Origin of the sequence: Snodgrassella communis (genome assembly GCF_914768045.1) — a bacterium.
GTDB lineage: Bacteria > Pseudomonadota > Gammaproteobacteria > Burkholderiales > Neisseriaceae > Snodgrassella > Snodgrassella communis.
The window spans coordinates 396,472-419,081 of record NZ_CAJZCD010000001.1 but is presented as its reverse complement, the minus strand read 5'-3'; the positions used below and the strand labels follow the sequence as shown (position 1 = coordinate 419,081).

The window sequence follows — 22,610 nt, the reverse complement described above, 5'->3', positions numbered from 1 at the left end:
AATTGACTACCGGCACAACAGCTCACCGCCCATCTTGCCGGTAGTCAAAACACAACAGTTGTCACCAAATCGGCATACAAACTGCACAGCGTAAATTACCCCCTCCATACCGCTATTTCAAGTATACTCAAAACAACAACCGCATGTCCGCATGCAACCTAACAACTGCGCACAGCCAGCCAACAGGGGACAGCACCATGCAACACCCGCACACACATCAGCCATCGGCATTAGCACGACTACCAAAACTTATCCTACAAACCATAGCCAGCATCGTCACTACTTGCGTATTCTACATCCTAATATTCTGCTGGTTCGCTAACAGCGGCGTGCCATTTAGCCAACTTAGCCTGCCCACTCAAGACGATTTCAGATTCATATTATTTATACTGATAGTGACTTGGTTTTATAACACCATCCCCTCACTACTGGCCGCCATATTCAGTTGTTATATTATTCACAAACAGCCACGCTATCTTATCAGCATTGGCGCCGCCATCGTTGCCTTACTATGCGCACTGTTACAAGGCTTATTTTTATCGACATGGCCGGCGGACTGGCTAGTGATACTGCCTAACGTACTGGCCGTTGCCCTCGTAACCCTGTATTTTGCCCGGCCAAAGTCACAGGCACCAGAGCATTAACCACCCGTACATTCCATTGTCTTTAATTTGCTTATTCGATAAATAATTGTATTAACATGGCAAACTAAAACCACAACAACACAGCTACAATCATCCACAGCTACCCTAAAATAGCCTTGTCATATATAAAATCAATCGAATAATCAATTAGCTGTTATTTAATCAACCATTTCAGCTTGGCATAAATCCTATTTAGCTATTGCTGCCGGCAAACAAAAGTGCTTAAATTAAGCCCATATTATTGTCAATGATTTAAGTCAAAAACACATAAATCACACCAATACTGCATGTTCCTTGTGCGTACAACCAGATAAACACTTAATCAGCACAGCCTGAAAAGAAGAGAGAAGAGTTTGCGTTATGAAAAACACCAATAGCGATAGCTCCGCAGACGTAGTATTAATCGGCGCCGGTATCATGAGCGCAACATTGGGAACATTTCTGAGAGGGTTACAGCCAAACTGGCAGATCCACATCTACGAACGTCTCGCCGATGTGGCCACCGAAAGTTCTGATGCATGGAACAACGCCGGCACCGGCCATTCAGCCCTGTGCGAACTCAACTACACACCACAGTTGAAAGATGGCGCCATCGAAGTATCCAAAGCCATCAAAATTATCGAACAGTTTGAATTGTCCAAACAGTTTTGGGCATCACTTGTTGATGCTGGCATGATTGCCGACCCCCGCGAATTCATCCGCAGCGTGCCCCACATGAGTTTAGTACGCGGAGAGGCAGACGTTGCCTTTCTACGCAAACGCTATGCTGCCTTGCAGCAATACCGCCTGTTTCAGGACATGCTTTATACCGAAGACAGAGACCAGATTAGCCAATGGGTACCCCTGATGATGCAGGGACGTAACACCAGCGAACCCATAGCCGTTACTTGGTCAGACCTTGGTACCGACGTCAACTATGGCGCCCTAAGCCGCATCCTCATCAACAACCTTACCAACCACGGCTGCCAGCTACATCTGCAACATGAAATTATCGACCTCAAACAACACAATGGCCGCTGGCATCTTTCCATCAAAAACCTGATAGACGGCACACATCAACAAGTATCAGCCCGTTTCGTCTTTATCGGCGCCGGCGGAGGCTCCCTGCATCTGTTACAAAAAAGCGGTATCCAAGCCGGTAAAGGCTATGGTGGTTTCCCCGTATCCGGCCAGTGGCTGGTGTGTAAAAATCCCGATATCGTCAAACAGCACAATGCCAAAGTCTATGGTAAAGCCTCAGTTGGTGCCCCGCCCATGAGCGTGCCTCATCTGGATAAACGAGTCATCAACGGCGAAGACGCCTTACTGTTCGGCCCCTTTGCCGGCTTCACCACCAAATTTCTCAAACATGGTTCCTTTCAGGATTTATTCAGAACCCTCAACCTTGCCAATATCCGCCCCATGCTCACCGCAGGCGTACACAACTTCGCCCTTGAGCACTACCTGATTCAGCAGGTCAGATTAAGCTTTGCCGACCGCATGCAAGAATTACGCACCTTCTATCCCGAAGCACGGGATGAAGACTGGCATCTGGCTGTTGCAGGCAATCGCGTGCAGGTAATAAAACAAGATTCCCAAAAAGGTGGCGTACTCCAATTTGGTACCGAACTGGTCAAATCCGCAGACGGCTCACTGGCTGCTTTATTAGGTGCCTCCCCCGGAGCCTCCACCTCCGTATCCATCATGCTCGAGCTGCTCGAACAGTGTTTCCCCGGCAAAGTCAGCAACGAATGGGCGCCCACACTGCGCCGATGGATACCCAGCTACGGCCAGAAGCTCGAACATAACCCCGCACTCGTACAGCATGTGCGTGACTGGACAATAAAATCGCTCTGTTTACAAACACCCAGCAAACAAACAGACAAGCAGTAAGTCCACACATAAAAGTCATTACCCTGCCATAACCTGCCTTACCAAATTCTCATCGAATTTGGTTTTTTTTATCTTGGCCAGAATAGCCACCCACCCATGCCAACAAAAAAGCATTAATTTTCATCGATTAACACCCTTGCACCTGATGCATAACCAACAGATGTAGTAGCTATCCAACACAATTGCTTATCATTCACCACCAAAGCCTAAAATAGAAAAAATATACTTGCCATAAACATTAATCATGTTTAATATACTTTGAAAATAAACAACATAGACACACAAAACTATATCTATAATTAATATAATAACTAGCGCCGTGATATCTAATAGTAGATATCACGGCGCTATCTTTTTATCGGCGCAACAAAGCCAAGCTGGATGCAATAAAGAAAGAACGCCAAAATATCCCGCAAGTAATCTTGCCCGAATATATTCGTGAATTAGAGCAGCAGGGCAAATTGCCTGTACCCAGCAAATAAGCGCCGCCTAGCTGGTCGCTCGGCGGCCAGCATACTTGTGCAGCGGCTTAGCCCATAGCAGCAATAGCCATTAATACTGCCTTTCTAATCTGCCACCATGCCCGCTTGCCGGGCTGTTTTTTTGCTTTCGCCTCAAGCTGTTTTCAGCCTTACCACGCAATATTATGGCGCTAATCAGCCAAAATGCGCAGCATAATTCCATATCTACCTACATCGCCCAAAGCAGCAGCGCCCAATTGATAACTAACTAAAATATTGCGATATAATTAACATAAACAAACAAGCCGGCTACTGCAATAGGCAAGTGAAAGCAAGCAAAGAATTAATCCAAGAACTACCCCCAGCCTAGTACAAAATAATCTCACTATTCCCCGGCATAAAGGAGCAACTTATGACTGAGCAATCAGCAACAACCCTAGCGAAACTGGCGAAATTAACCAGCCTACTGCTCACCACCACCGCCCTAAGCGCATGTGGCGGCGGCTTTGAGCCCTTTGTTGGTGTTACCTCCGGCAAAAACAAATCCTATGCCGCGCCGGTAGAGGCGCTCGAATACAACTATGAAAACATGTCGGGTGGTTCGATTAATGGCGGCTGTATTCCCAAAACCCCGGGCGTGGATGATTACGAAGTGGGTAAAACACGCTATGGCGGCGGTTCCACCTGTGGCGCAGCCTATCTGCCGGCGAAATGGAAGCCGGGCATGACTGCGCGTATTCATTGGCGTGTTTTACCGTATCCTGGCTGGCATGCCAGAGGATTGAATGTTCCCGGTATGGTCAGAGATCGCAACGAAGTGGCTATTATTGACCAGTATGATGAAAACTACTCCGCAGTCATCCCTTTACCACCACCGCCAGCATCAATGGGCGATGATTTTGGGCAGGTAAGTAATATTACCGTCCATTTTCTCGCCTGCAATCAGCTTTATATTACTTATGGTACGGTGGCGGAGGGCAAAGATACCCCTATGCATTACAAGCTGTTTGCCAAAAGCCAGAAACTGTGCACTCCGCGTCCTATCATTAAATCCATGGCTGATTATCGGCGCAACAAAGCCAAGCTGGATGCGATAAAGCAAGAACGCCAAAATATCCCGCAAGTAATCTTGCCCGAATATATTCGTGAATTAGAGCAGCAGGGCAAATTGCCTGTACCCAGCAAATAAGCGCCGCCTAGTTGGCCGCTTGGCGGCCAGCATACTTGTGCAGCGGCTTAGCCCATAGCAGCAATAGCCATTAATACTGCCTTTCTAATCTGCCACCATGCCCGCTTGCTGGGCTGTTTTTTTTGCTTTCGTCTCAAGCTGTTTTCAGCCTTACCGCGCAATATTATGGCGCCAATCAGCCAAAATGCGCAGCATAATTCCATATCTACCTACATCGCCCAAAGCAGCAGCGCCCAATTGATAACTAACTAAAATATTGCGATATAATTAACATAAATAAACAAGCCGGCTACTGCAACAGGCAAGTGAAAGCAAGCGAAGAATTAATCCAAGAATCACCCCCAGCCTAGTACAAAATAATCCCACTATTCCCCGGCATAAAGGAGCAACTTATGATTGAACAATCAGCAACAACCTTAGCGAAACTGGCGAAATTAACCAGCCTACTACTCACCACCACTGCCCTAAGCGCATGTGGCGGCGGCTTTGAGCCCTTTGTTGGTGTTACCTCCGGCAAAAACAAATCCTATGCTGCGCCGGTAGAGGCGCTCGAATACAACTATGAAAACATGTCGGGTGGTTCGATTAATGGCGGCTGTATTCCCAAAACCCCGGGCGTGGATGATTATGAAGTGGGTAAAAGACGCTATGGCGGCGGTTCCACCTGTGGCGCAGCCTATCTGCCGGCGAAATGGAAGCCGGGCATGACCGCGCGTATTCATTGGCGTGTTTTACCATATCCCGGTTGGAAAGCACGTATGCTAAATATTCCTGGAGTAAATTTTGATCAAAATGAAAAAAACATAATTGGACAATATTATGAAAACCATTCTGCCGTCATCCCTTTACCACCACCGCCAGCATCAATGGGCGATGATTTTGGGCAGGTAAGTAATATTACCGTCCATTTTCTCGCCTGTAATCAGCTATACATTGATTATGGCACTATGGAAGATGATTCACGCGAATCAGTGAAAAAACAATTTGAACTGTTTGCCAAAAGCCAGAAACTATGCACCCCGCGCCCTATCATTAAATCCATGGCTGATTATCGGCGCAACAAAGCTAAGCTGGATGCGATAAAGCAAGAACGCCAAAATATCCCGCAAGTAATCTTGCCCGAATATATTCGCGAATTAGAGCAGCAGGGCAAATTGCCCGTACCCGGCAAATAAGCTATTCCTCTTTATTGCCGTGGCCGTACCGTTATATTGCCGGTACGGTCGCTATGGCTGCGCAATACCCGATATGTATACACGTATGTAAATAAAAACACAGACTTTGTATTAAATGTGTTAATATTACAATGCATAACACTTGGGAACAGCACAGCCATATCTGGCTGAAATCCCACGGGCAGGCGTGCGCTGTAGATAGCAAGCTATACCACAAAACTGCGCATTGCCTGCCATATTTGCGGCATCGGTAGCCGTTGCTATAGCGTTTACCGGCTGCCCGCCACCCATAAATGAGTTTAAAGAGGAAGCTCGCCATGGCTGAACAAGATGATAATAACAAGCAACCAGTATCACCGGCCGCCGGAGATAAACCGGCAGCAGATACCAAATCGGGCGCACCTGCCGACAAACCGGCAGCCAGACCTAAGTCTACGCCCAATAATCCGCATAACCACACCATCAGTCTTGATGGCATTACCGCCGGCCATCAAGTAGAGCAGAATGATTATGGCATTTACGACAATGCTCAGGACGCCAATGCCGCCAATCGCGCTCCCGCTGCCAGCCCCAAAAAACCAGCCTCGGGCAAAAAAAAGCCCGCGCCTAAGCAGCCCAGCCGGCCATCAGCTGGCAAACAGCAGGGTAAAGCGCCCGCTGGCAATAAGCCATCCGGCATCACTGCGCCGCCAGTACCCGATTTACCAGCGTTGCCCCCAGTACCCACGCTGGGCGACAAACTTAAAGAGCTGGCCGCGCCATATATGCCAGCCATTAAACCAATTGAATTTCAGTGGCCTGGCATACTCAAGCCGGATGAATTTCCCACCGCCGCTGGTGGCCGCTTGCCTGCATCCATCAACAGTATTCAGCAAAACCGCAAAGATAACCTCTGTGTCGACCGCACCAAGGCCAAGCCCTGCCAGAAAACCCTCAAAATCAGCTTCTTTTTTGATGGTACCAATAACAACGAAAAAGCCGATAGTACCGTTTCCGGAGCTACCCCACCTAGCACTGAGCAATTAGACGCACTTCAGCACGCCGCCGCCCAGCAGGCCAAGCTGATAGCGCCTTATACCTATCCGCGCACCACTAATGTGGCGCGCCTGTTTCATGCCTGCATGGGTGCTGGCGGACTGCCGGGTGAAAATAATCGTAATGCCGAAATGATTGAAAAGGGCTGGTTTAAGCATTATATTCAGGGCGTGGGTACCCGCTTTGAAGAAATTGGCGATGCCAATCCCGGAATGGCCGGTGAAGCCTTTGCCAAATTTGGCCAGTCGCGCATTAACTGGGCTTTAACCCGCATCTGTGCCAGTCTCGGCATCTGCAAGATATTTAATGAAAAAGAGTTGCCTTTAACCACTGCGCAGAAAATGATAAAAAGCATGGATAGCCGTATTGGGCGCAAAGCGCAGTTGGATAGTTTTCTGGATACCTTGCAGCGCCCCAGCTCCACTCCCTTGCCTATTGCCATCAAGCTGTATGTGGTGGGCTTTTCCCGTGGCGCCGCCGAAGCGCGCACCTTTATCAACTGGCTGCTTGACTACCTGCTCGACCGCGACGAAAACGCCGCCGCCCGCGCCCAGTTGGCGCAATTACAGGAGCAGCAGGCGCAGGAGCGCATCAAGCAGCGGCAGGACAATCGAGCCGCCGCCCAAGCTCAAGCCGAAGCCGCGCAGAATGCAGAAGATAAAGATAAAGATAAAGAGCCTGCTGCTGCGTCTGCCAGCCCAGTAAGCAGTGCTGCTGCACCCACTGCTGCGCCTCAAGGCCAGGCCGCCATTGCCCCCGCTGGCGCGCCGCCCAGCCAGGAGCTTGAGCTTAAGCTGCTTGGTATTCCCATCTATATCGAAATGTGTGGCCTGTTTGATACCGTGGCTACCGTGGGCATGTCGCCGCTGGTGGCCATGGTTACCGGCCACTGCTCCTGGGCGCACCGTACCATGTCCTTACAGCGCGCCGGCAGCGCCGGCTTTGTTAAAAATTGCTACCATTTTGTCTCTGCCCATGAGCAGCGCAAAAGCTTTTCCGTAGATAGCATCTGCATTGATGGCGGCTATCCCAAAGGCAATTTCAAGGAATACGTTTATCCGGGCGTACACTCCGATATTGGCGGCGGCTATCCGCCCGGCGAGCAGTTTAAAAGCAACTACGGTACCGGCTATGTACTGTCACAGATTGCCCTGCACGATATGTATGCGCGTTGCTGGCAGCATGGTATGCCTTTGCAGGTATTACAGGATCATCCGGAATTAAAGAAAGACATGCAAAAGCATCCGCGCTTTCAGTTAAAAAACTATGAGTTTATGAATAAAGATACTGAAAGTGAGTTTGATGTCCAGTCGAAGATAGTAGCGCTTTTCAATAGCTGGTTAAAAACGCTGGAAACCGGTAATATCAGTACTGCGCTGCAAAAACAGATTCACCATTTCACTGCCTACCGCATTCTGCGCTGGGTACGCTCCGGTATTGGCGGCTATGCAAACTATCTGGGCTTATCGCTTACTGCCGATGGCAGCCTTGCCGAAAAGGAAGACAAAGACACCAAAAAAGGTCGCACCAAGCTGATTGAACAGGGGCGCAAAGAGGCCAACGAAGCCAGCAAGGGCAATCTGCCTCATAAACGCACAGTAGATAATGATGAGCTGTGGCAGCAGGCTGGGCTAGACAGCATTCCCCAAGCTGAGCGCAGCAAATTTCTCGACGGCATTATCAACAAAAATTACTCCGCCGGCAACGATGGCTGGGACTTAATCGAAGGCGCCAAAGAATTCAAGGCCGATTATTTGCATGAATTCCATCTGGAAAACATGCTGTCGGCCGGTTTTCTGGTTTCCACCGTATTTGCCGGCAGCATGTATATGCTCAATAACGATGACGAGGCCGCCGAATATCAGGATATTCACACCAATGGCGATACCCTGTATTTCGGCGCCGATCCGGCCAAGCTTAAAACACCGGAGCCACCAGACAATCCGCTGCCTATTCCGCCGCTGGCCAAATCCTTTGTGGAGCAGCGGCATCCGGCCGGCGCTGCCGGCGATAAAGATCGCCAGCCATGGGATTTTTCGGCGCAGGAAATCGGCGATTTGTGGGCGAATGCCGATAAGGGCTCCCTGATTAGTGGTGCAATGCTCAACATACTGCGCCAGCGCTATCAGCATGTACGTGGCGCCAATCTGGCTGTCAACGCCGCCAAAGATATCTGGCAGCGCCTCCTTCAGGCCGATATGCGCGACCGGGTAGTCCTACGGCAACGCCTGAAAACCCATGCCGAAAAATATTCCGCCACCTATTCGCATATGGTGCAGATGTTTGATAACCACGTCCACGACTCCCGTGCCTGGTTTATGCATGATTCCGTGCTCGGCAGCCGCGAGCCTTTTACCAGCTATTTTGCCCACCGTCTGGTATTTAGCGGTGGCTTTTCCAATAAGCCGCTGTCACCCGTGTTACTGGCTGAGCGCGTAGTTGGTATTGCCGGTATTGCCCGCAGTGCCTATATGGGGGTTAAATACGGCAATCCGGCCTACATCCTGATTGGCCTCAACAATCCCGAGCTGTTTGTAACCGCAGCAGATAAAGCCGCTTGGGACATGCTTACCAAAGACTATGAAGCACTGGCCATCGACCCCGATACCGGTAAAATCCTGCCCAACAGCGACAACCTGAAAAAGCTGCGCCAGTTTAGCAAAGACATGCAAACCGCGCTCGAACAGATTAAAAACGAATATGCGCAGCAGCAGCGCTGGTCAGACAAAGACTTTGCCGATAAAACCTTGGATCAGATAATTCAGAATAGCGATGAAACCATTAAAAATCTGAATGAAATCCGCGAGCTATTGCTTGAGCAGCAAAGAAAACTCGATCAGCAGGCCTTATCTGACCCGCAAATACAGCAGCAGGCACAGCAGCTAAGTAAAATGCTTGAGAAAGTAAGCAACAATCAGCAACAACTGCAAGCTGCCGTACAGCAGGCAAAAGCGGGCAGCATCGATCAGCCGCAGCTTCAGGCCGCGCTCCAGCAGGGGCTGAAAGTGTATACCGATCCGCTAGCCGGCATACCGCAAACCAGCCTGTTACAGCCGCCCAGCTTGGATGACATCAGCCAAGACAGCCTGGCTGCGCATTTTCGCCAACAGCTTAGCCAGTACCAGCAAAACCTCAGGCGCAGCAGCGAAACCAGTACCGCACTGCTCGAACACGGTGCACAGCCGCCGCAAACCCTGGCGCAGGCCTTTTATCACAACAGCAGCGGCGATATCTACGATCAGGCAGTAGAACAGATAAACCGCTCAGCCCTAAATCAGCTCGGCCTTGGCCAATTGGAAATCAACCAGTATCTGCCGGAAAACATCGCCAGCCGCAGCCAGCCGGAAATCCGCCGCCTGCTGCAACAGTTGCAAACAGGCGACATCCCGCCACAGCTACAGGCGGTTTCACCCCAAAAGCTTGAATTAATAAAAAAAGCATTGCAAAGCTGGCTGATTTAGCAGTAAGCTGAATTCCGCGTTTCATTAACGCCGACTTCCACCACAACGCCATTGCATCCATACCGATGCCGTGGCGTTTTATTTTAGCTGCGCGCTATATATACACCGCAGCCGCTATGGCGGCCACAAAAAAACGTGCATCATCCGGTACAAGCGCTTATAATTAAGTTATTGATACCTAATTAAAACCTTAAGGAGAAGCTATAAGCTGAAAATACAAAAACAGCAGTGGCGTGCCTACTGAACATTAAAAAATTAAACTGAACCAATAAACAGCATCATAAAAATAATTTAATTACCACCTTGAGTACAAAATAAAAGAGAGATATATGACTGACCAATCTGCAACTACCTTACCAAAACTGGCAAAATTAACCAGCCTACTGCTCACCACCACTGCCCTAAGCGCATGTGGCGGCGGCTTTGAGCCCTTTGTTGGTGTTACCTCCGGCAAAAACAAATCCTATGCTGCGCCGGTAGAGGCGCTCGAATACAACTATGAAAACATGTCAGGTGGTTCGATTAATGGCGGCTGTATTCCCGGCACTAATGGTGTAGATGATTATGAAGTGGGTAAAACACGCTATGGTGGCGGTTCCACCTGTGGTGCTGCCTATCTGCCGGCGAAATGGAAGCCGGGCATGACCGCGCGTATTCATTGGCGTGTTTTACCGTACCCTGGCTGGCATGCCAAGGTATTAAATGTTCCTGGATTAGTTAGAGACAGAAATGAATTAGCTGCAATCGACCAATATGATGAAAACTACTCCGCAGTCATCCCTTTACCGCCACCGCCAGCATTTGCCGGCGATGATTTTGGCAAAGTAGCGAATATTACCGTTCATTTTTTAGCCTGCAATCAGCTTTATATTACTTATGGTACGGTGGCGGAGGGCAAAGATACCCCCATGCATTACAAGCTGTTTGCCAAAAGCCAGAAACTATGCACCCCGCGTCCTATCATTAAATCCATGGCTGATTATCGGCGCAACAAAGCTAAGCTGGATGCAATAAAGCAAGAACGCCAAAATATCCCGCAAGTAATCTTGCCCGAATATATTCGCGAATTAGAGCAGCAGGGCAAATTGCCTGTACCCGGCAAATAAGTGCCGCCTAGCTGGCCGCCGAGCGGCCAGCATACTTGTCGGCGGCTTAGCCCATAGCAGCAATAGCCATTAATACTGCCTTTCTAATCTGCCACCATGCCCGCTTGCCGGGCTGTTTTTTTGCTTTCGCCTCAAGCTGTTTTCAGCCTTACCACGCAATATTATGGCGCTAATCAGCCAAAATGCGCAGCATAATTCCATATCTACCTACATCGCCCAAAGTAGCAGCGCCCAATTGATAACTAACTAAAATATTGCGATATAATTAACATAAACAAACAAGCCGGCTACTGCAACAGGCAAGTGAAAGCAAGCAAAGAATTAATCCAAGAATCACCCCCAGCCTAGTACAAAATAATCCCACTATTCCCCGGCATAAAGGAGCAACCTATGACTGAGCAATCAGCAACAACCCTAGCGAAACTGGCAAAATTAACCAGCCTACTGCTCACCACCACTGCCCTAAGCGCATGTGGCGGCGGCTTTGAGCCCTTTGTTGGTGTTACTTCCGGCAAAAACAAATCCTATGCCGCGCCAGTAGAGGCGCTCGAATACAACTATGAAAACATGTCGGGTGGTTCGATTAATGGCGGCTGTATTCCCGGCACTAATGGTGTAGATGATTACGAGGTGGGTAAAAGACGCTATGGCGGCGGTTCCACCTGTGGCGCTGCCTATCTGCCAGCCAAATGGAAGCCGGGCATGACTGCGCGAATTTATTGGCGTGTTTTACCATATCCCGGTTGGAAAGCACGTATGCTAAATATTCCTGGAGTAAATTTTGATCAAAATGAAAAAAACATAATTGGACAATATTATGAAAACCATTCTGCCGTCATCCCTTTACCGCCACCGCCAGCATTTGCCGGCGATGATTTTGGCAAAGTAGCGAATATTACCGTTCATTTTTTAGCCTGCAATCAGCTTTATATTACTTATGGTACGGTGGCGGAGGGCAAAGATACCCCTATGCATTACAAGCTGTTTGCCAAAAGCCAGAAACTATGTACCCCGCGCCCATCAATCAAATCCATGGCTGATTATCGGCGCAACAAAGCTAAGCTGGATGTGATAAAGCAAGAACGCCAAAATATCCCGCAAGTAATCTTGCCCGAATATATTCGTGAATTAGAGCAGCAGGGCAAATTGCCTGTACCCGGCAAATAAGCGCCACCTAGCTGGTCGCTCGGCGACCAGCATACTTGTGCAGCGGCTTAGCCCATAGCAGCAATAGCCATTAATACTGCCTTTCTAATCTGCCACCATGCCCGCTTGCCGGGCTGTTTTTTTGCTTTCGCCTCAAGCTGTTTTCAGCCTTACCACGCAATATTATGGCGCTAATCAGCCAAAATGCGCAGCATAATTCCATATTTACCTACATCGCCCAAAGCAGCAGCGCCCAATTGATAACTAACTAAAATATTGCGATATAATTAACATAAACAAACAAGCCGGCTACTGCAACAGGCAAGTGAAAGCAAGCAAAGAATTAATCCAAGAATCACCCCCAGCCTAGTACAAAATAATCCCACTATTCCCCGGCATAAAGGAGCAACCTATGACTGAGCAATCAGCAACAACCCTAGCGAAACTGGCAAAATTAACCAGCCTACTGCTCACCACCACCGCCCTAAGCGCATGTGGCGGTGGCTTTGAGCCCTTTGTTGGTGTTACCTCCGGCAAAAACAAATCCTATGCTGCGCCGGTAGAGGCGCTCGAATACAACTATGAAAACATGTCGGGTGGTTCGATTAATGGCGGCTGTATTCCCAAAACCCCGGGCGTGGATGATTACGAAGTGGGTAAAAGACGCTATGGCGGCGGTTCGACCTGTGGCGCAGCCTATCTGCCGGCGAAATGGAAGCCGGGCATGACCGCGCGGATTTATTGGACAGTTTTGCCTTATCCCGGTTGGCATGCAAAAATGCTAAATTTACCTGGAGTAAATTTTGACCAAAATGAAAGCCGAGCAATAGAACAATATATCGAAAACTACTCCGCAGTCATCCCTTTACCGCCGCCGCCAGCGTTTGCCGGAGATGATTTTGGCAAAGTAGCGAATATTACCGTCCATTTTTTAGCCTGCAATCAGCTTTATATTACTTATGGTACGGTGGCGGAGGGCAAAGATACCCCCATGCATTACAAGCTGTTTGCCAAAAGCCAGAAACTATGCACCCCGCGTCCTATCATTAAATCCATGGCTGATTATCGGCGCAACAAAGCTAAGCTGGATGCGATAAAGAAAGAACGCCAAAATATCCCGCAAGTAATCTTGCCCGAATATATTCGCGAATTAGAGCAGCAGGGCAAATTGCCTGTACCCAGCAAATAAGCGCCGCCTAGCTGGCCGCTCGGCGGCCAGCATACTTGTCGGCGGCTTAGCCCATAGCAGCAATAGCCATTAATACTGCCTTTCTAATCTGCCACCATGCCCGCTTGCCGGGCTGTTTTTTTTTGCTTTCGCCTCAAGCTGTTTTCAGCCTTACCACGCAATATTATGGCGCTAATCAGCCAAAATGCGCAGCATAATTCCATATCTACCTACATCGCCCAAAGTAGCAGCGCCCAATTGATAACTAACTAAAATATTGCGATATAATTAACATAAACAAACAAGCCGGCTACTGCAACAGGCAAGTGAAAGCAAGCAAAGAATTAATCCAAGAACTACCCCCAGCCTAGTACAAAATAATCCCACTATTCCCCGGCATAAAGGAGCAACTTATGACTGACCAATCTGCAACTACCTTACCAAAACTGGCAAAATTAACCAGCCTACTGCTCACCACCACCGCCCTAAGCGCATGTGGTGGTGGCTTTGAGCCCTTTGTTGGTGTTACCTCCGGCAAAAACAAATCCTATGCTGCGCCGGTAGAGGCGCTCGAATACAACTATGAAAACATGTCGGGTGGTTCGATTAATGGCGGCTGTATTCCCGGCACTAATGGTGTAGATGATTATGAAGTAGGTAAAACACGCTATGGCGGCGGTTCCACCTGTGGCGCTGCCTATCTGCCGGCGAAATGGAAGCCGGGCATGACTGCGCGAATTTATTGGCGTGTTTTACCGTATCCTGGCTGGCATGCAAGAGGATTAAATCTACCTGGAGTTAATGTTGATGAAAATGAGCGAGCAATTATTCAGCAATATAGCGAAAACTACTCCGCAGTCATCCCTTTACCACCACCGCCAGCGTTTGCCGGCGATGATTTTGGCAAAGTAGCGAATATTACCGTTCATTTTTTAGCCTGCAATCAGCTTTATATTACTTATGGTACGGTGGCGGAGGGCAAAGATACCCCCATGCATTACAAGCTGTTTGCCAAAAGCCAGAAACTATGCACCCCGCGTCCTATCATTAAATCCATGGCTGATTATCGGCGCAACAAAGCCAAGCTGGATGCGATAAAGCAAGAACGCCAAAATATCCCGCAAGTAATCTTGCCCGAATATATTCGCGAATTAGAGCAGCAGGGCAAATTGCCTGTACCCAGCAAATAAGCGCTGTATATTTATTTTAGCTATGGTTGCTGATTTTCGCCTTTAGCTGTTGCTGGTTGGTTATGCGCGCAGAGGGTTAGTGGTATGATTTTTATATGCTATATAACTTGTATTTTGTGTGGCAGAAAAGATTTCATTTAAATCTGTTGAAATTTCAGTAATGCACGGATATTGTAAAGGTGGTGGTGCTGGCAGACGGTATTTGGTGTGGGGATAGTGGGTAGTTGTGGGTAATGAGCTGTCTAGCCAAGCAGTATTGTGGTGGTGATTCTAAGAAGTGCTATTGGCTGTACGGGGAGCGTGTAAAGCAAATAATTGTTGTTTTATCATCATCAGCCATTTACTTGGGCGGTTTTCGGTGGAGAGAATTGAGTGGCGGGTATTACGGATTTTTACTAAATTTAAGAATTTGGTAAAATATTTTTTGTGTTTGGCTTGATTTAGTTTAGTATTTGCTTAACTATTACTGCACTATTTAATACATTTTTGTTTAGTATAATTGTATATTGCTTATATAAAATAGGTATATAATTATAACTTTTTGGTTGGTGTTTCAGAAATTGCCATTCTGAAAACGCCTTTGCACATATTCAGAATAACTATGCTTAATAAAGATCAGTTTGCCGATAATCATTTTATACGCTCTATTATTGAGGATGACCTGCAAAGCGGAAAATGCCAGCGGGTGATAACGCGCTTTCCTCCTGAACCAAATGGTTATCTGCATATCGGCCACGCTAAATCTATCTGCCTGAATTTTGGTTTGGCTTATATTTATGATGGTTTGTGTAATCTGCGCTTTGACGATACGAATCCGGAAAAAGAATCGGACGAGTATGTGCGCTCGATTAAGGAAGATGTGCAGTGGCTGGGCTTTCAGTGGAATGAGGAGTGTTTTGCTTCGGATTATTTCGAGCGCCTGTATGAATATGCGCTGGAGCTGATTAAAGCCGGCAAGGCATATGTGGATGATCTGGATGCGGAGGAAATGCGCCAGTATCGTGGCACGCTGACGGAGCCAGGTAAAAATAGCCCATATCGTGAGCGTACGATTGAGGAAAATCTGGATTTGTTTGCACGTATGCGTGATGGTGAGTTTCCGGATGGCAGTAAAACGCTGCGGCTGAAAATTGATATGGCTGCGGGCAATATTAATCTACGCGATCCGGTGATTTACCGTATTCGTCGTGTACATCATCATCGTACCGGCGATAAATGGGTTATTTATCCGATGTATGATTATACGCATGCAATTTCAGATGCGATTGAAAATATTACCCATTCACTGTGTACGCTGGAATTTGAATCACACCGGCCTTTATACGACTGGGTAGTGGAAAATATCGAAATTGCGCATCAGCCACATCAGTATGAATTTTCCCGGCTGGAATTGTTGTATTCGATTACGTCGAAACGCAAGCTCAATCAGCTGGTGGTGCAGGATCATGTGTCTGGCTGGGACGACCCGCGTATGCCTACGATTTCTGGTATGCGTCGCCGGGGCTATACGCCGGAGGGGCTGCGCCTGTTTGCTAAACGGGTAGGTATTTCCAAAAGTGAAAATGTGGTGGACATGAGTGTGCTGGAAGGCGCAATTCGTGAAGATCTGGAAAGTGTTGCACCACGGATGATTGCGGTGCTCAATCCGATTAAGGTGGAGCTGATTAATTTTGATGAGGCGTTAACGCAAAGCCGAGAAGCACCGTTTCATCCGCATCACCCGGAAATGGGCGAACGCCTGATGCCGCTGACTAAAACGATTTATATTGAAGCCGACGATTTTGCACTGGATCCGCCTAAAGGCTGGCAGCGCCTGACTCTGGGTGGGGAAGTGCGTCTGCGTTACAGTTATGTGATTAAGTGTGAGGAAGTGGTACAGGATGCATCTGGTCGGGTGGTGTCGCTGAAATGTTCGATAGACCACGACACACTTGCTTCTAAGCCACAAGGGCGCAAGGTGAAAGGGGTGATTCACTGGTTGTCTACTGAACATGCTGTATCGGCTACAGTACGTTTGTATGACCGCCTGTTTACGGTTGAACGCCCGGATGCGGTGCGCGGTGACGATGGACAGTATCGTGATTTTATTGAATTTCTGAATCCGGCATCGGTAACGGAAATTGATGCATTGGTGGAGCCGGTGGCGAATACGCTGGCACCGGAAACACGTTATCAGTTTGAACGTCTGGGCTATTTTGTAACTGATCGCTATGATCACAGTGCAGAAAATCCGGTATTTAACCGTACGGTAACTTTGCGGGATACGTGGCAGGCACAGGCTGAGAACAAGTAAAGGTACTTGTGTTTGTGCAGCAAGCCGGCCTGTTGTGGCCGGCTTTTTTGGTATGCTAAATCATCTGGCTGAACTGCCAGCTTGTTAAAATGAATTAAATGGTATTTTTTTAGTAAATAGAGGCGGTGTGATGCGAGTAATTCCGGTGCGTACGGGTTATCTGACTAATCTACCGATGCTGCTGAGCATGGTGCTGGCAGCATGGTGGGTGTGGTATACGGGTAACACTGCGGAAAGTACGGCACTGTTTCTGGGTATTATTGCTGGCGGGCTGGTGGATCTGGATGATGGCTTTACCGGCCGGTTGCGCAATCTGTTTATTACGTTGGTGCATTTTTCGCTTGCCGCTACGGCAGTGCAGTGGACATTCGGGCATCCGCTGATGTTTTCGTTGCTGCTGATATGGGCGTCATTCAGTATGACGATGATGGGTGCAATTGATGTGCGCTACCGGACAATTGCTTTTGGTACGCTGCTGGTAATGTTGTATACGGTGCTGACTTATTCGCCGCATTTGCCGTGGTATACCAATCCGCTGATGCTGGTTTGTGGCACTAGTCTGTTCAGTGTCTGTACGCTGATGCTGCATCTGTTGTTTCCAAATCGGCCGGTACAGGACAATCTGGCTGGTGCTTTTGCCAGACTGGCGGATTATATGCTGGTGAAAGCACAGTTTTTTGACCCAGATGAGGCGGATTTGCTTGCTGAGAAAGAGCTGGCACTGGCGATGAAGAATACGGCAGTGATTGATGATTTTAACCGGTGCCGCACGGCACTGTTTTACCGCTTGCGTCGGCAGCACCGCCAGCGCGGTATTGGTACGCTGCTGCAATATTATCTCACTGCCCAGAATATTCATGAGCGGATTAGTTCACGCCATGTGGATTATGCTGCATTGGCACACAGGCTGGCGCATTCAGATTTGATTTACCGCATTCAGCGCTTGATTGTGTTACAGGCGCAGGCTTGCCGGCAGATGAGTGAGTGTCTGCATGAGAATAAGCCCTATGTGTTTAATATGATGCTCCAGCGTGCCGGAACAGGAGTGCAGCAGGCGGTGGAGCGTTATTGTGCTGAATATGGTATGGATGAGGACATGCCGGGTTTGCAGCAGCTGATTGCCAATATTCTGACGATTAATGAGCAACTGCTGTGGCTGGAGCAGGTAAAGGTTGCAGGTATCAGTCAGGAGGCTGGCGATATGCAGATTGCAGGGCAGGATGTTGACCGAATACGTGATATTCTGCCTGCATTAAAAACACATTTTACTTTGCAGTCGAATGTGATGCGCCATGCAATCAGACTGGCGATTCTGACGGCCGTGACTTGTGCGGTAGTTGAAGGTGCCCAGTTAAAAATGGGCTACTGGATTTTACTCACTGGTGTGATTGTGTGCCAGCCGAATTATTCGGCAACCACTACCCGCTTGAAGCAGCGCATACTGGGTACGCTGCTTGGGGTAGTAGTGGGCTCGGTGTTACCGTATTTTGTGCCTACACTGGCTGGCCGGCTGATGATTGTGGTGGTGAGTACGGTGTTGTTTTTTGCGTTCAGAGTGCGCCGTTACAGTTTCTCCACGTTTTTTATTACGGTACAGGTACTGGTGGGTTTTGCGATTATTGGTATGGATACGCAATCTGCCATGTTGTCGCGGTTTGTGGATACGATTCTGGGTTCGGCGCTGGCATGGTGTGCAGTAGCTTATCTATGGCCGGACTGGCGTTATCTGACGTTAGGGCGGATTGCCATCCGTGCCTTGTGCTGTGACGCTGCTTATCTGCGGCAGGTAGCACAACAGTTACAGAATGGGCACTGTGATGATGTGGTTTATCGTATTGCACGACGCAATGCGCATGAACTGGCTGTTATGTTAAGTAATACTGTGGCAGATATGTCGATGGAACCAAAGCGCTACGGGCAGCATCTGGGTAAAGGTAAAATTTTGCTGCAACTGAATTATGTGCTGCTTAGCTGTATTTCAGCACTGGGTGCGATTCGTATGCAGGTAGACCGTGTGCGCCCGCTGCTAACGCCAAAGCAGGTACAGCATTGGTGTACGATTGCCATCAGTCTGGCGGAACTGATGACACAAAATTCTGATGACTCTGTGTTTCGGGCGCAGTGGAAAGCTACTGGCGATTTGTTGAAGCTGAGTAAGCCAAAGCCGGCTGATGATATGGTGGAGAAAGTGCTATGGCGGCAGTTACAGCAAATTCATGTGCAGCTGCCATTGTATAGACAGGCGCTACAGGCTGATAGTTGAGTAAGCTGCATCATGGTATGGTGAATCGTTAGTGAAATGGTTTAAAAATTTGGTGGAAATAAAATAATAGTAGCGCAGTAAGCCTTTATTCGATTATGCTGTTAGTAGATTTCTTTAAAATTCAAGCATAAAGCACCTTTTTGGTTGCGTGTTATAATGCTGAGGAATCATTTTAATATTAATAATGAGAGGGTTACCATGACAGCAACTAATGAACAGAATGAGGCTTCTTCTCATGTACCACCATTGATTCCTACCCAGAATGGTACGCTGGAATTACACGACATCACAATTGTTGATCAGACTAAGCTCAGAAAGGCGATTTCTGCCGCAGCACTGGGCAATGCTATGGAGTGGTTTGATTTTGGCGTGTATGGTTTTGTGGCTTATGCGCTGGGGCAGGTATTTTTTCCATCGGCGTCTCCCAGTGTGCAGATGATTGCTGCATTGGGTACGTTTTCTGTGCCGTTTCTGGTGCGCCCGCTGGGTGGTGTGTTTTTTGGAATTCTTGGTGACCGCTTTGGCCGGCAAAAAGTATTGTCGACTACAATTATTATTATGGCGCTCAGTACTTTTTGTATCGGGCTGATACCATCGTATAACAGTATTGGTATCTGGGCGCCACTATTGCTGCTGCTGTGCAAGCTGGCACAGGGATTTTCGGTTGGTGGTGAATATACTGGGGCAGCGATTTTCGTAGCAGAATATTCGCCTGACCGCCAGCGTGGCTTTCTCGGCAGTTTCTTGGATTTTGGATCCATATGTGGTTTTGTGCTGGGCGCCGGGATAGTAGTATTGCTGGAAAATATTATGGGTTCAGCGCATTTTCTCTCATGGGGTTGGCGCATTCCGTTTTTTCTGGCCGCACCTTTGGGTTTGTTAGGTTTATACCTGCGCCATGCTGCTGAGGAAACACCGGCATTCCAGAAACATCTGGATATGATGGAAAAAGAAGAACAGGAAGAAGTGAGCAGTCGTCCGCGGGTTTCGTTTATGGAAATTATGCGGCGTTTCTGGCGTACGCTGCTGGTAAGTGTAGGGCTGGTATTAACCACCAATATTACCTATTACATGTTGCTGACCTATATGCCCAGCTATTTGTCGCACAATCTGCATTATGGTGAAGACCGCGGTGTGCTGATTATTATTGCGATTATGATTGGCATGATGTTTATGCAGCCGATTATCGGTTTTGTTAGTGACAAAATCGGGCGCAAGCCGTTTGTTATCGGTGGTTCTGTTGCGCTGCTGGTTTTGGCCATTCCCTGTTTTCAGCTGATTACCAGTGGCAAGGTAGGACTGATTTTTCTTGGCCTGTTTATTCTGGCACTGATTCTGAATTGCTTTACTGGGGTGATGGCATCCACTTTACCGGCGCTGTTTCCTACGCGTATCCGCTACAGTGCACTGGCGAGTGCTTTTAATATTGCGATTATTGTTGCCGGTTTAACGCCGACTATCGCCGCGGCACTGGTGGATGCCACTGATAATTTGTTTATTCCGGCCTATTATCTGATGGTGGTGGGTGGTATCGGAATTGTTACCGGTATTTATCTGAAAGAAACAGCTAACCGTCCATTGCGTGGCGTCTCTCCTTCGGCTTCGAATAAAAAGGAAGCACGCGAGTTGCTGGCTGAAACGTATGAGCATATTGAGCAGAGTGTGGACGATATTGATGCTGCCATTGCCAACTTGCAGGAGCAGATACAGGAGCTGGAAAAACGCAAACAGCAGTATGTTGATTTGCATCCGAAAATGGAGTGATTAGTTCGTTATTCCTAGCTGAAATTTTAGCCACTAATGTTAGCCTGTTTGGGTTAATATTAGTGGCTTTTTTACATTCTGGTTTGCAATTTTATAAGGGAAGAAAATATGGATAAGTTGGAATCTAATTTAAGAGTTATCAAAAATACTCTTGGGGTATTTGGGATTATAGGTAATGTCATTGGTACAATTATTATAATATTCTATTGTTGTACAATAAGATTTTTTCCTGCTGGATTGTCTGTTGGTGATGTACTATTTTGTTTATGCATATTTGCCATATTTGGGATTTTATATATTGTTTTTATTGGTGTATTACATTTGGCTAGCAAGTTATTTTTAATTTTATTTGAAAAGCAAATATACAAAATTCTTATCAAGAAAAAAATTAATCCTGTTACTTTCTCTAAAGATCGACTTTTTATTCTTTGTTTAAGCGTAATTGCAAACATTCTGATTTTGTTTATCGCTTATAGAATATGGATTCAATCAAGTAGTTTACAAAGAGGTCTGGTTTTTGGGTTCACAGCCTATATGGCAATTTTTTGTGTTGGTTGTATGAATGTTTTTATTTCTCAATGGGAAGAGCTAAAGCTAAAAAATGAATCTGAGCCCAGTGAAGAAAACGATAGAAGGCTATATTTCTATATATGGAATATAAAGATTTCTTCAAAGTTCCTTTTCAGAGTAGGTATATTTATCATGCCACTAATTGCTGTTTCTGGTATCTATGTTGGTCTAACTAATATTACCCTTTCTTTAATTGGCGTAAGACAATCTGATGTTACGATCTATCTGGATAAAAATTATCAAGATATATTTGATAATAATGAAAAAAAAGACCATTTTGATAAGATGAATTGTTCATCTGTATATCAATTAGACCATATAAATATTCTGATGACCAATATTGGTACGAAAACTAAATTCCAAATTCCTGCTAAATCAATTCATAATGCAACTGATAGTCCGATAGAATTTGAAGTGCCTAATGAGGCAATTAAAGGCGTTAGAAGCAAATAGAATTTTTATAATAATCGATTTTAGGTAGCAAATTATAAAATTCATAATCTAAATTAAGGTAGGAAATGAAGCAGGCAGAACTGATGAAACTGTGAAAAGAAGATGCCAGATGGGGGGATTAGCAGGTGCAGCATGGGGTATGCTTTCGGTATTCGGTGGTTATGGTTTGTTTACGGAGCAAGGCCAGCATATTGATTAGATATGCCGATACTATCTATCTGCTAGGGCTGTGATTTGGGTTTGTGCTATATTTCATGCAAAATGTTTAATATTTTGGGAATAAATGAAAACGTTTTATCTGCTGTAATGCTACTTAAACATATGGGTTGTTTTCGGCTTGATAGCTGTTTCTGTATGATGGGTAAATCAGGCATTGCCGGTATGGTTACGATTTTTCCTTGCTGATGTGGATAGGCTGTCTGGTATGGGTATTTTTATCTGAATTTTTAAGAGTTGGTTGGTCTGGACGATGGTAGTGGTTTTATCGGCATCTATTCTGGCTGCATTGCCTCCTTTACCACAGGCGGATGCTGGTTGGGCGGTTTATTTGCTGTATTGTGCTAATGGTGCATTTTATTGCGGGATTACTAACCGGCCGGCACAACGCTGGCAGGCACACTGTTCGGGGAATGGTGCCCGGTATACGCGTATGTATCCGCCACTTCAGATGCGTCTGGTTTGTGTGGGTATAACTAAAGCCGCAGCAGCACGATGTGAATATCGGCTAAAGCGGCTCAAGGCTGCAGACAAGGCTGTTTTATGGCAATTGCTGGGAGATTTTTTACCCAATAGTTAATTTCTTGCAACCATTAAACAGCCT

At 47.2% G+C, this 22,610-nt stretch carries 15 protein-coding genes; 14 read left to right on the top strand and 1 reads right to left on the bottom strand.

The window, feature by feature from the left end; translation table 11 throughout:
* The first annotated feature begins 197 nt into the window (after window positions 1-197).
* The 3 genes from MJ761_RS01855 (at window position 198) to MJ761_RS01845 (ending at window position 4,166) form a co-directional block, all read left to right on the top strand.
* Window positions 198-644: a hypothetical protein gene (locus MJ761_RS01855; protein ID WP_100150369.1), complete on the top strand. Its 447-nt coding sequence runs from the start codon at window positions 198-200 to the stop codon at window positions 642-644.
* Window positions 645-1,004: 360 nt separating this feature from the next.
* Window positions 1,005-2,516 (top strand): malate dehydrogenase (quinone), encoded by a 1,512-nt coding sequence (mqo, locus tag MJ761_RS01850; protein WP_093093257.1) that lies wholly within the window; start codon window positions 1,005-1,007, stop codon window positions 2,514-2,516.
* An 873-nt stretch (window positions 2,517-3,389) separates the two neighbouring features.
* Window positions 3,390-4,166 (top strand): DUF3304 domain-containing protein, encoded by a 777-nt coding sequence (locus MJ761_RS01845; protein ID WP_239392842.1) that lies wholly within the window; start codon window positions 3,390-3,392, stop codon window positions 4,164-4,166.
* Window positions 4,167-4,213: 47 nt separating this feature from the next.
* Here the strand turns inward: MJ761_RS01845 and MJ761_RS01840 are convergent, their stop codons facing one another.
* Complete coding sequence (locus tag MJ761_RS01840; protein ID WP_239392841.1) at window positions 4,214-4,369, bottom strand: hypothetical protein; 156 nt, start codon at window positions 4,367-4,369, stop codon at window positions 4,214-4,216.
* A 189-nt stretch (window positions 4,370-4,558) separates the two neighbouring features.
* Here MJ761_RS01840 and MJ761_RS01835 point away from each other — a divergent pair, with 189 nt between their 5' ends.
* From MJ761_RS01835 to MJ761_RS01785, 11 genes are all read left to right on the top strand, one after another.
* Window positions 4,559-5,341: a DUF3304 domain-containing protein gene (locus tag MJ761_RS01835; protein WP_239392840.1), complete on the top strand. Its 783-nt coding sequence runs from the start codon at window positions 4,559-4,561 to the stop codon at window positions 5,339-5,341.
* A gap of 317 nt (window positions 5,342-5,658) precedes the next feature.
* Window positions 5,659-9,837 carry a T6SS phospholipase effector Tle1-like catalytic domain-containing protein gene (locus MJ761_RS01830; protein WP_176715096.1) on the top strand — a complete coding sequence of 1,393 codons (4,179 nt, stop codon included), beginning with the start codon at window positions 5,659-5,661 and terminating at the stop codon, window positions 9,835-9,837.
* A 329-nt stretch (window positions 9,838-10,166) separates the two neighbouring features.
* Window positions 10,167-10,943, top strand: coding sequence for a DUF3304 domain-containing protein (locus MJ761_RS01825; protein WP_239392839.1), 777 nt, complete (start codon window positions 10,167-10,169; stop codon window positions 10,941-10,943).
* A gap of 390 nt (window positions 10,944-11,333) precedes the next feature.
* On the top strand, window positions 11,334-12,110 hold the full coding sequence (locus MJ761_RS01820; protein WP_239392838.1) for a DUF3304 domain-containing protein: 777 nt from the start codon (window positions 11,334-11,336) through the stop codon (window positions 12,108-12,110).
* A gap of 391 nt (window positions 12,111-12,501) precedes the next feature.
* The gene (locus MJ761_RS01815; protein ID WP_239392837.1) at window positions 12,502-13,278 is read left to right on the top strand and encodes a DUF3304 domain-containing protein; all 777 of its coding nucleotides are present in this window, start codon (window positions 12,502-12,504) and stop codon (window positions 13,276-13,278) included.
* 392 nt (window positions 13,279-13,670) lie between these two features.
* Window positions 13,671-14,447, top strand: a complete 777-nt coding sequence (locus MJ761_RS01810) for a DUF3304 domain-containing protein (protein ID WP_239392836.1) — start codon at window positions 13,671-13,673, stop codon at window positions 14,445-14,447.
* A 601-nt stretch (window positions 14,448-15,048) separates the two neighbouring features.
* Window positions 15,049-16,740, top strand: a complete 1,692-nt coding sequence (locus tag MJ761_RS01805; protein ID WP_093092970.1) for a glutamine--tRNA ligase/YqeY domain fusion protein — start codon at window positions 15,049-15,051, stop codon at window positions 16,738-16,740.
* 130 nt (window positions 16,741-16,870) lie between these two features.
* Window positions 16,871-19,003: a YccS family putative transporter gene (gene yccS / locus MJ761_RS01800; RefSeq protein ID WP_093092973.1), complete on the top strand. Its 2,133-nt coding sequence runs from the start codon at window positions 16,871-16,873 to the stop codon at window positions 19,001-19,003.
* A gap of 198 nt (window positions 19,004-19,201) precedes the next feature.
* On the top strand, window positions 19,202-20,767 hold the full coding sequence (gene proP / locus MJ761_RS01795; RefSeq protein WP_093092975.1) for a glycine betaine/L-proline transporter ProP: 1,566 nt from the start codon (window positions 19,202-19,204) through the stop codon (window positions 20,765-20,767).
* Window positions 20,768-20,875: 108 nt separating this feature from the next.
* Window positions 20,876-21,790 carry a hypothetical protein gene (locus MJ761_RS01790; protein ID WP_093092977.1) on the top strand — a complete coding sequence of 305 codons (915 nt, stop codon included), beginning with the start codon at window positions 20,876-20,878 and terminating at the stop codon, window positions 21,788-21,790.
* Between the two features lie 469 nt (window positions 21,791-22,259).
* Entirely contained in the window at window positions 22,260-22,586 is a 327-nt protein-coding gene (locus MJ761_RS01785) for a GIY-YIG nuclease family protein (protein WP_093092978.1), read from the top strand.
* The last annotated feature ends 24 nt before the right edge of the window (window positions 22,587-22,610 follow it).

What these genes read in the sequence shown, in the direction of transcription:
- MJ761_RS01830 (WP_176715096.1), top strand. Translation starts at nt 5,659, where the DNA reads ATGGCTGAACAAGATGATAATAACAAGCAACCAGTATCACCGGCCGCC.
- MJ761_RS01785 (WP_093092978.1), top strand. Translation starts at nt 22,260, where the DNA reads ATGGTAGTGGTTTTATCGGCATCTATTCTGGCTGCATTGCCTCCTTTA.
- MJ761_RS01815 (WP_239392837.1), top strand. Translation starts at nt 12,502, where the DNA reads ATGACTGAGCAATCAGCAACAACCCTAGCGAAACTGGCAAAATTAACC.
- mqo (WP_093093257.1), top strand. Translation starts at nt 1,005, where the DNA reads ATGAAAAACACCAATAGCGATAGCTCCGCAGACGTAGTATTAATCGGC.
- proP (WP_093092975.1), top strand. Translation starts at nt 19,202, where the DNA reads ATGACAGCAACTAATGAACAGAATGAGGCTTCTTCTCATGTACCACCA.
- MJ761_RS01835 (WP_239392840.1), top strand. Translation starts at nt 4,559, where the DNA reads ATGATTGAACAATCAGCAACAACCTTAGCGAAACTGGCGAAATTAACC.
- MJ761_RS01820 (WP_239392838.1), top strand. Translation starts at nt 11,334, where the DNA reads ATGACTGAGCAATCAGCAACAACCCTAGCGAAACTGGCAAAATTAACC.
- MJ761_RS01855 (WP_100150369.1), top strand. Translation starts at nt 198, where the DNA reads ATGCAACACCCGCACACACATCAGCCATCGGCATTAGCACGACTACCA.
- MJ761_RS01810 (WP_239392836.1), top strand. Translation starts at nt 13,671, where the DNA reads ATGACTGACCAATCTGCAACTACCTTACCAAAACTGGCAAAATTAACC.
- MJ761_RS01840 (WP_239392841.1), bottom strand. Translation starts at nt 4,369, where the DNA reads ATGGAATTATGCTGCGCATTTTGGCTGATTGGCGCCATAATATTGCGC.
- yccS (WP_093092973.1), top strand. Translation starts at nt 16,871, where the DNA reads ATGCGAGTAATTCCGGTGCGTACGGGTTATCTGACTAATCTACCGATG.
- MJ761_RS01805 (WP_093092970.1), top strand. Translation starts at nt 15,049, where the DNA reads ATGCTTAATAAAGATCAGTTTGCCGATAATCATTTTATACGCTCTATT.
- MJ761_RS01845 (WP_239392842.1), top strand. Translation starts at nt 3,390, where the DNA reads ATGACTGAGCAATCAGCAACAACCCTAGCGAAACTGGCGAAATTAACC.
- MJ761_RS01790 (WP_093092977.1), top strand. Translation starts at nt 20,876, where the DNA reads ATGGATAAGTTGGAATCTAATTTAAGAGTTATCAAAAATACTCTTGGG.
- MJ761_RS01825 (WP_239392839.1), top strand. Translation starts at nt 10,167, where the DNA reads ATGACTGACCAATCTGCAACTACCTTACCAAAACTGGCAAAATTAACC.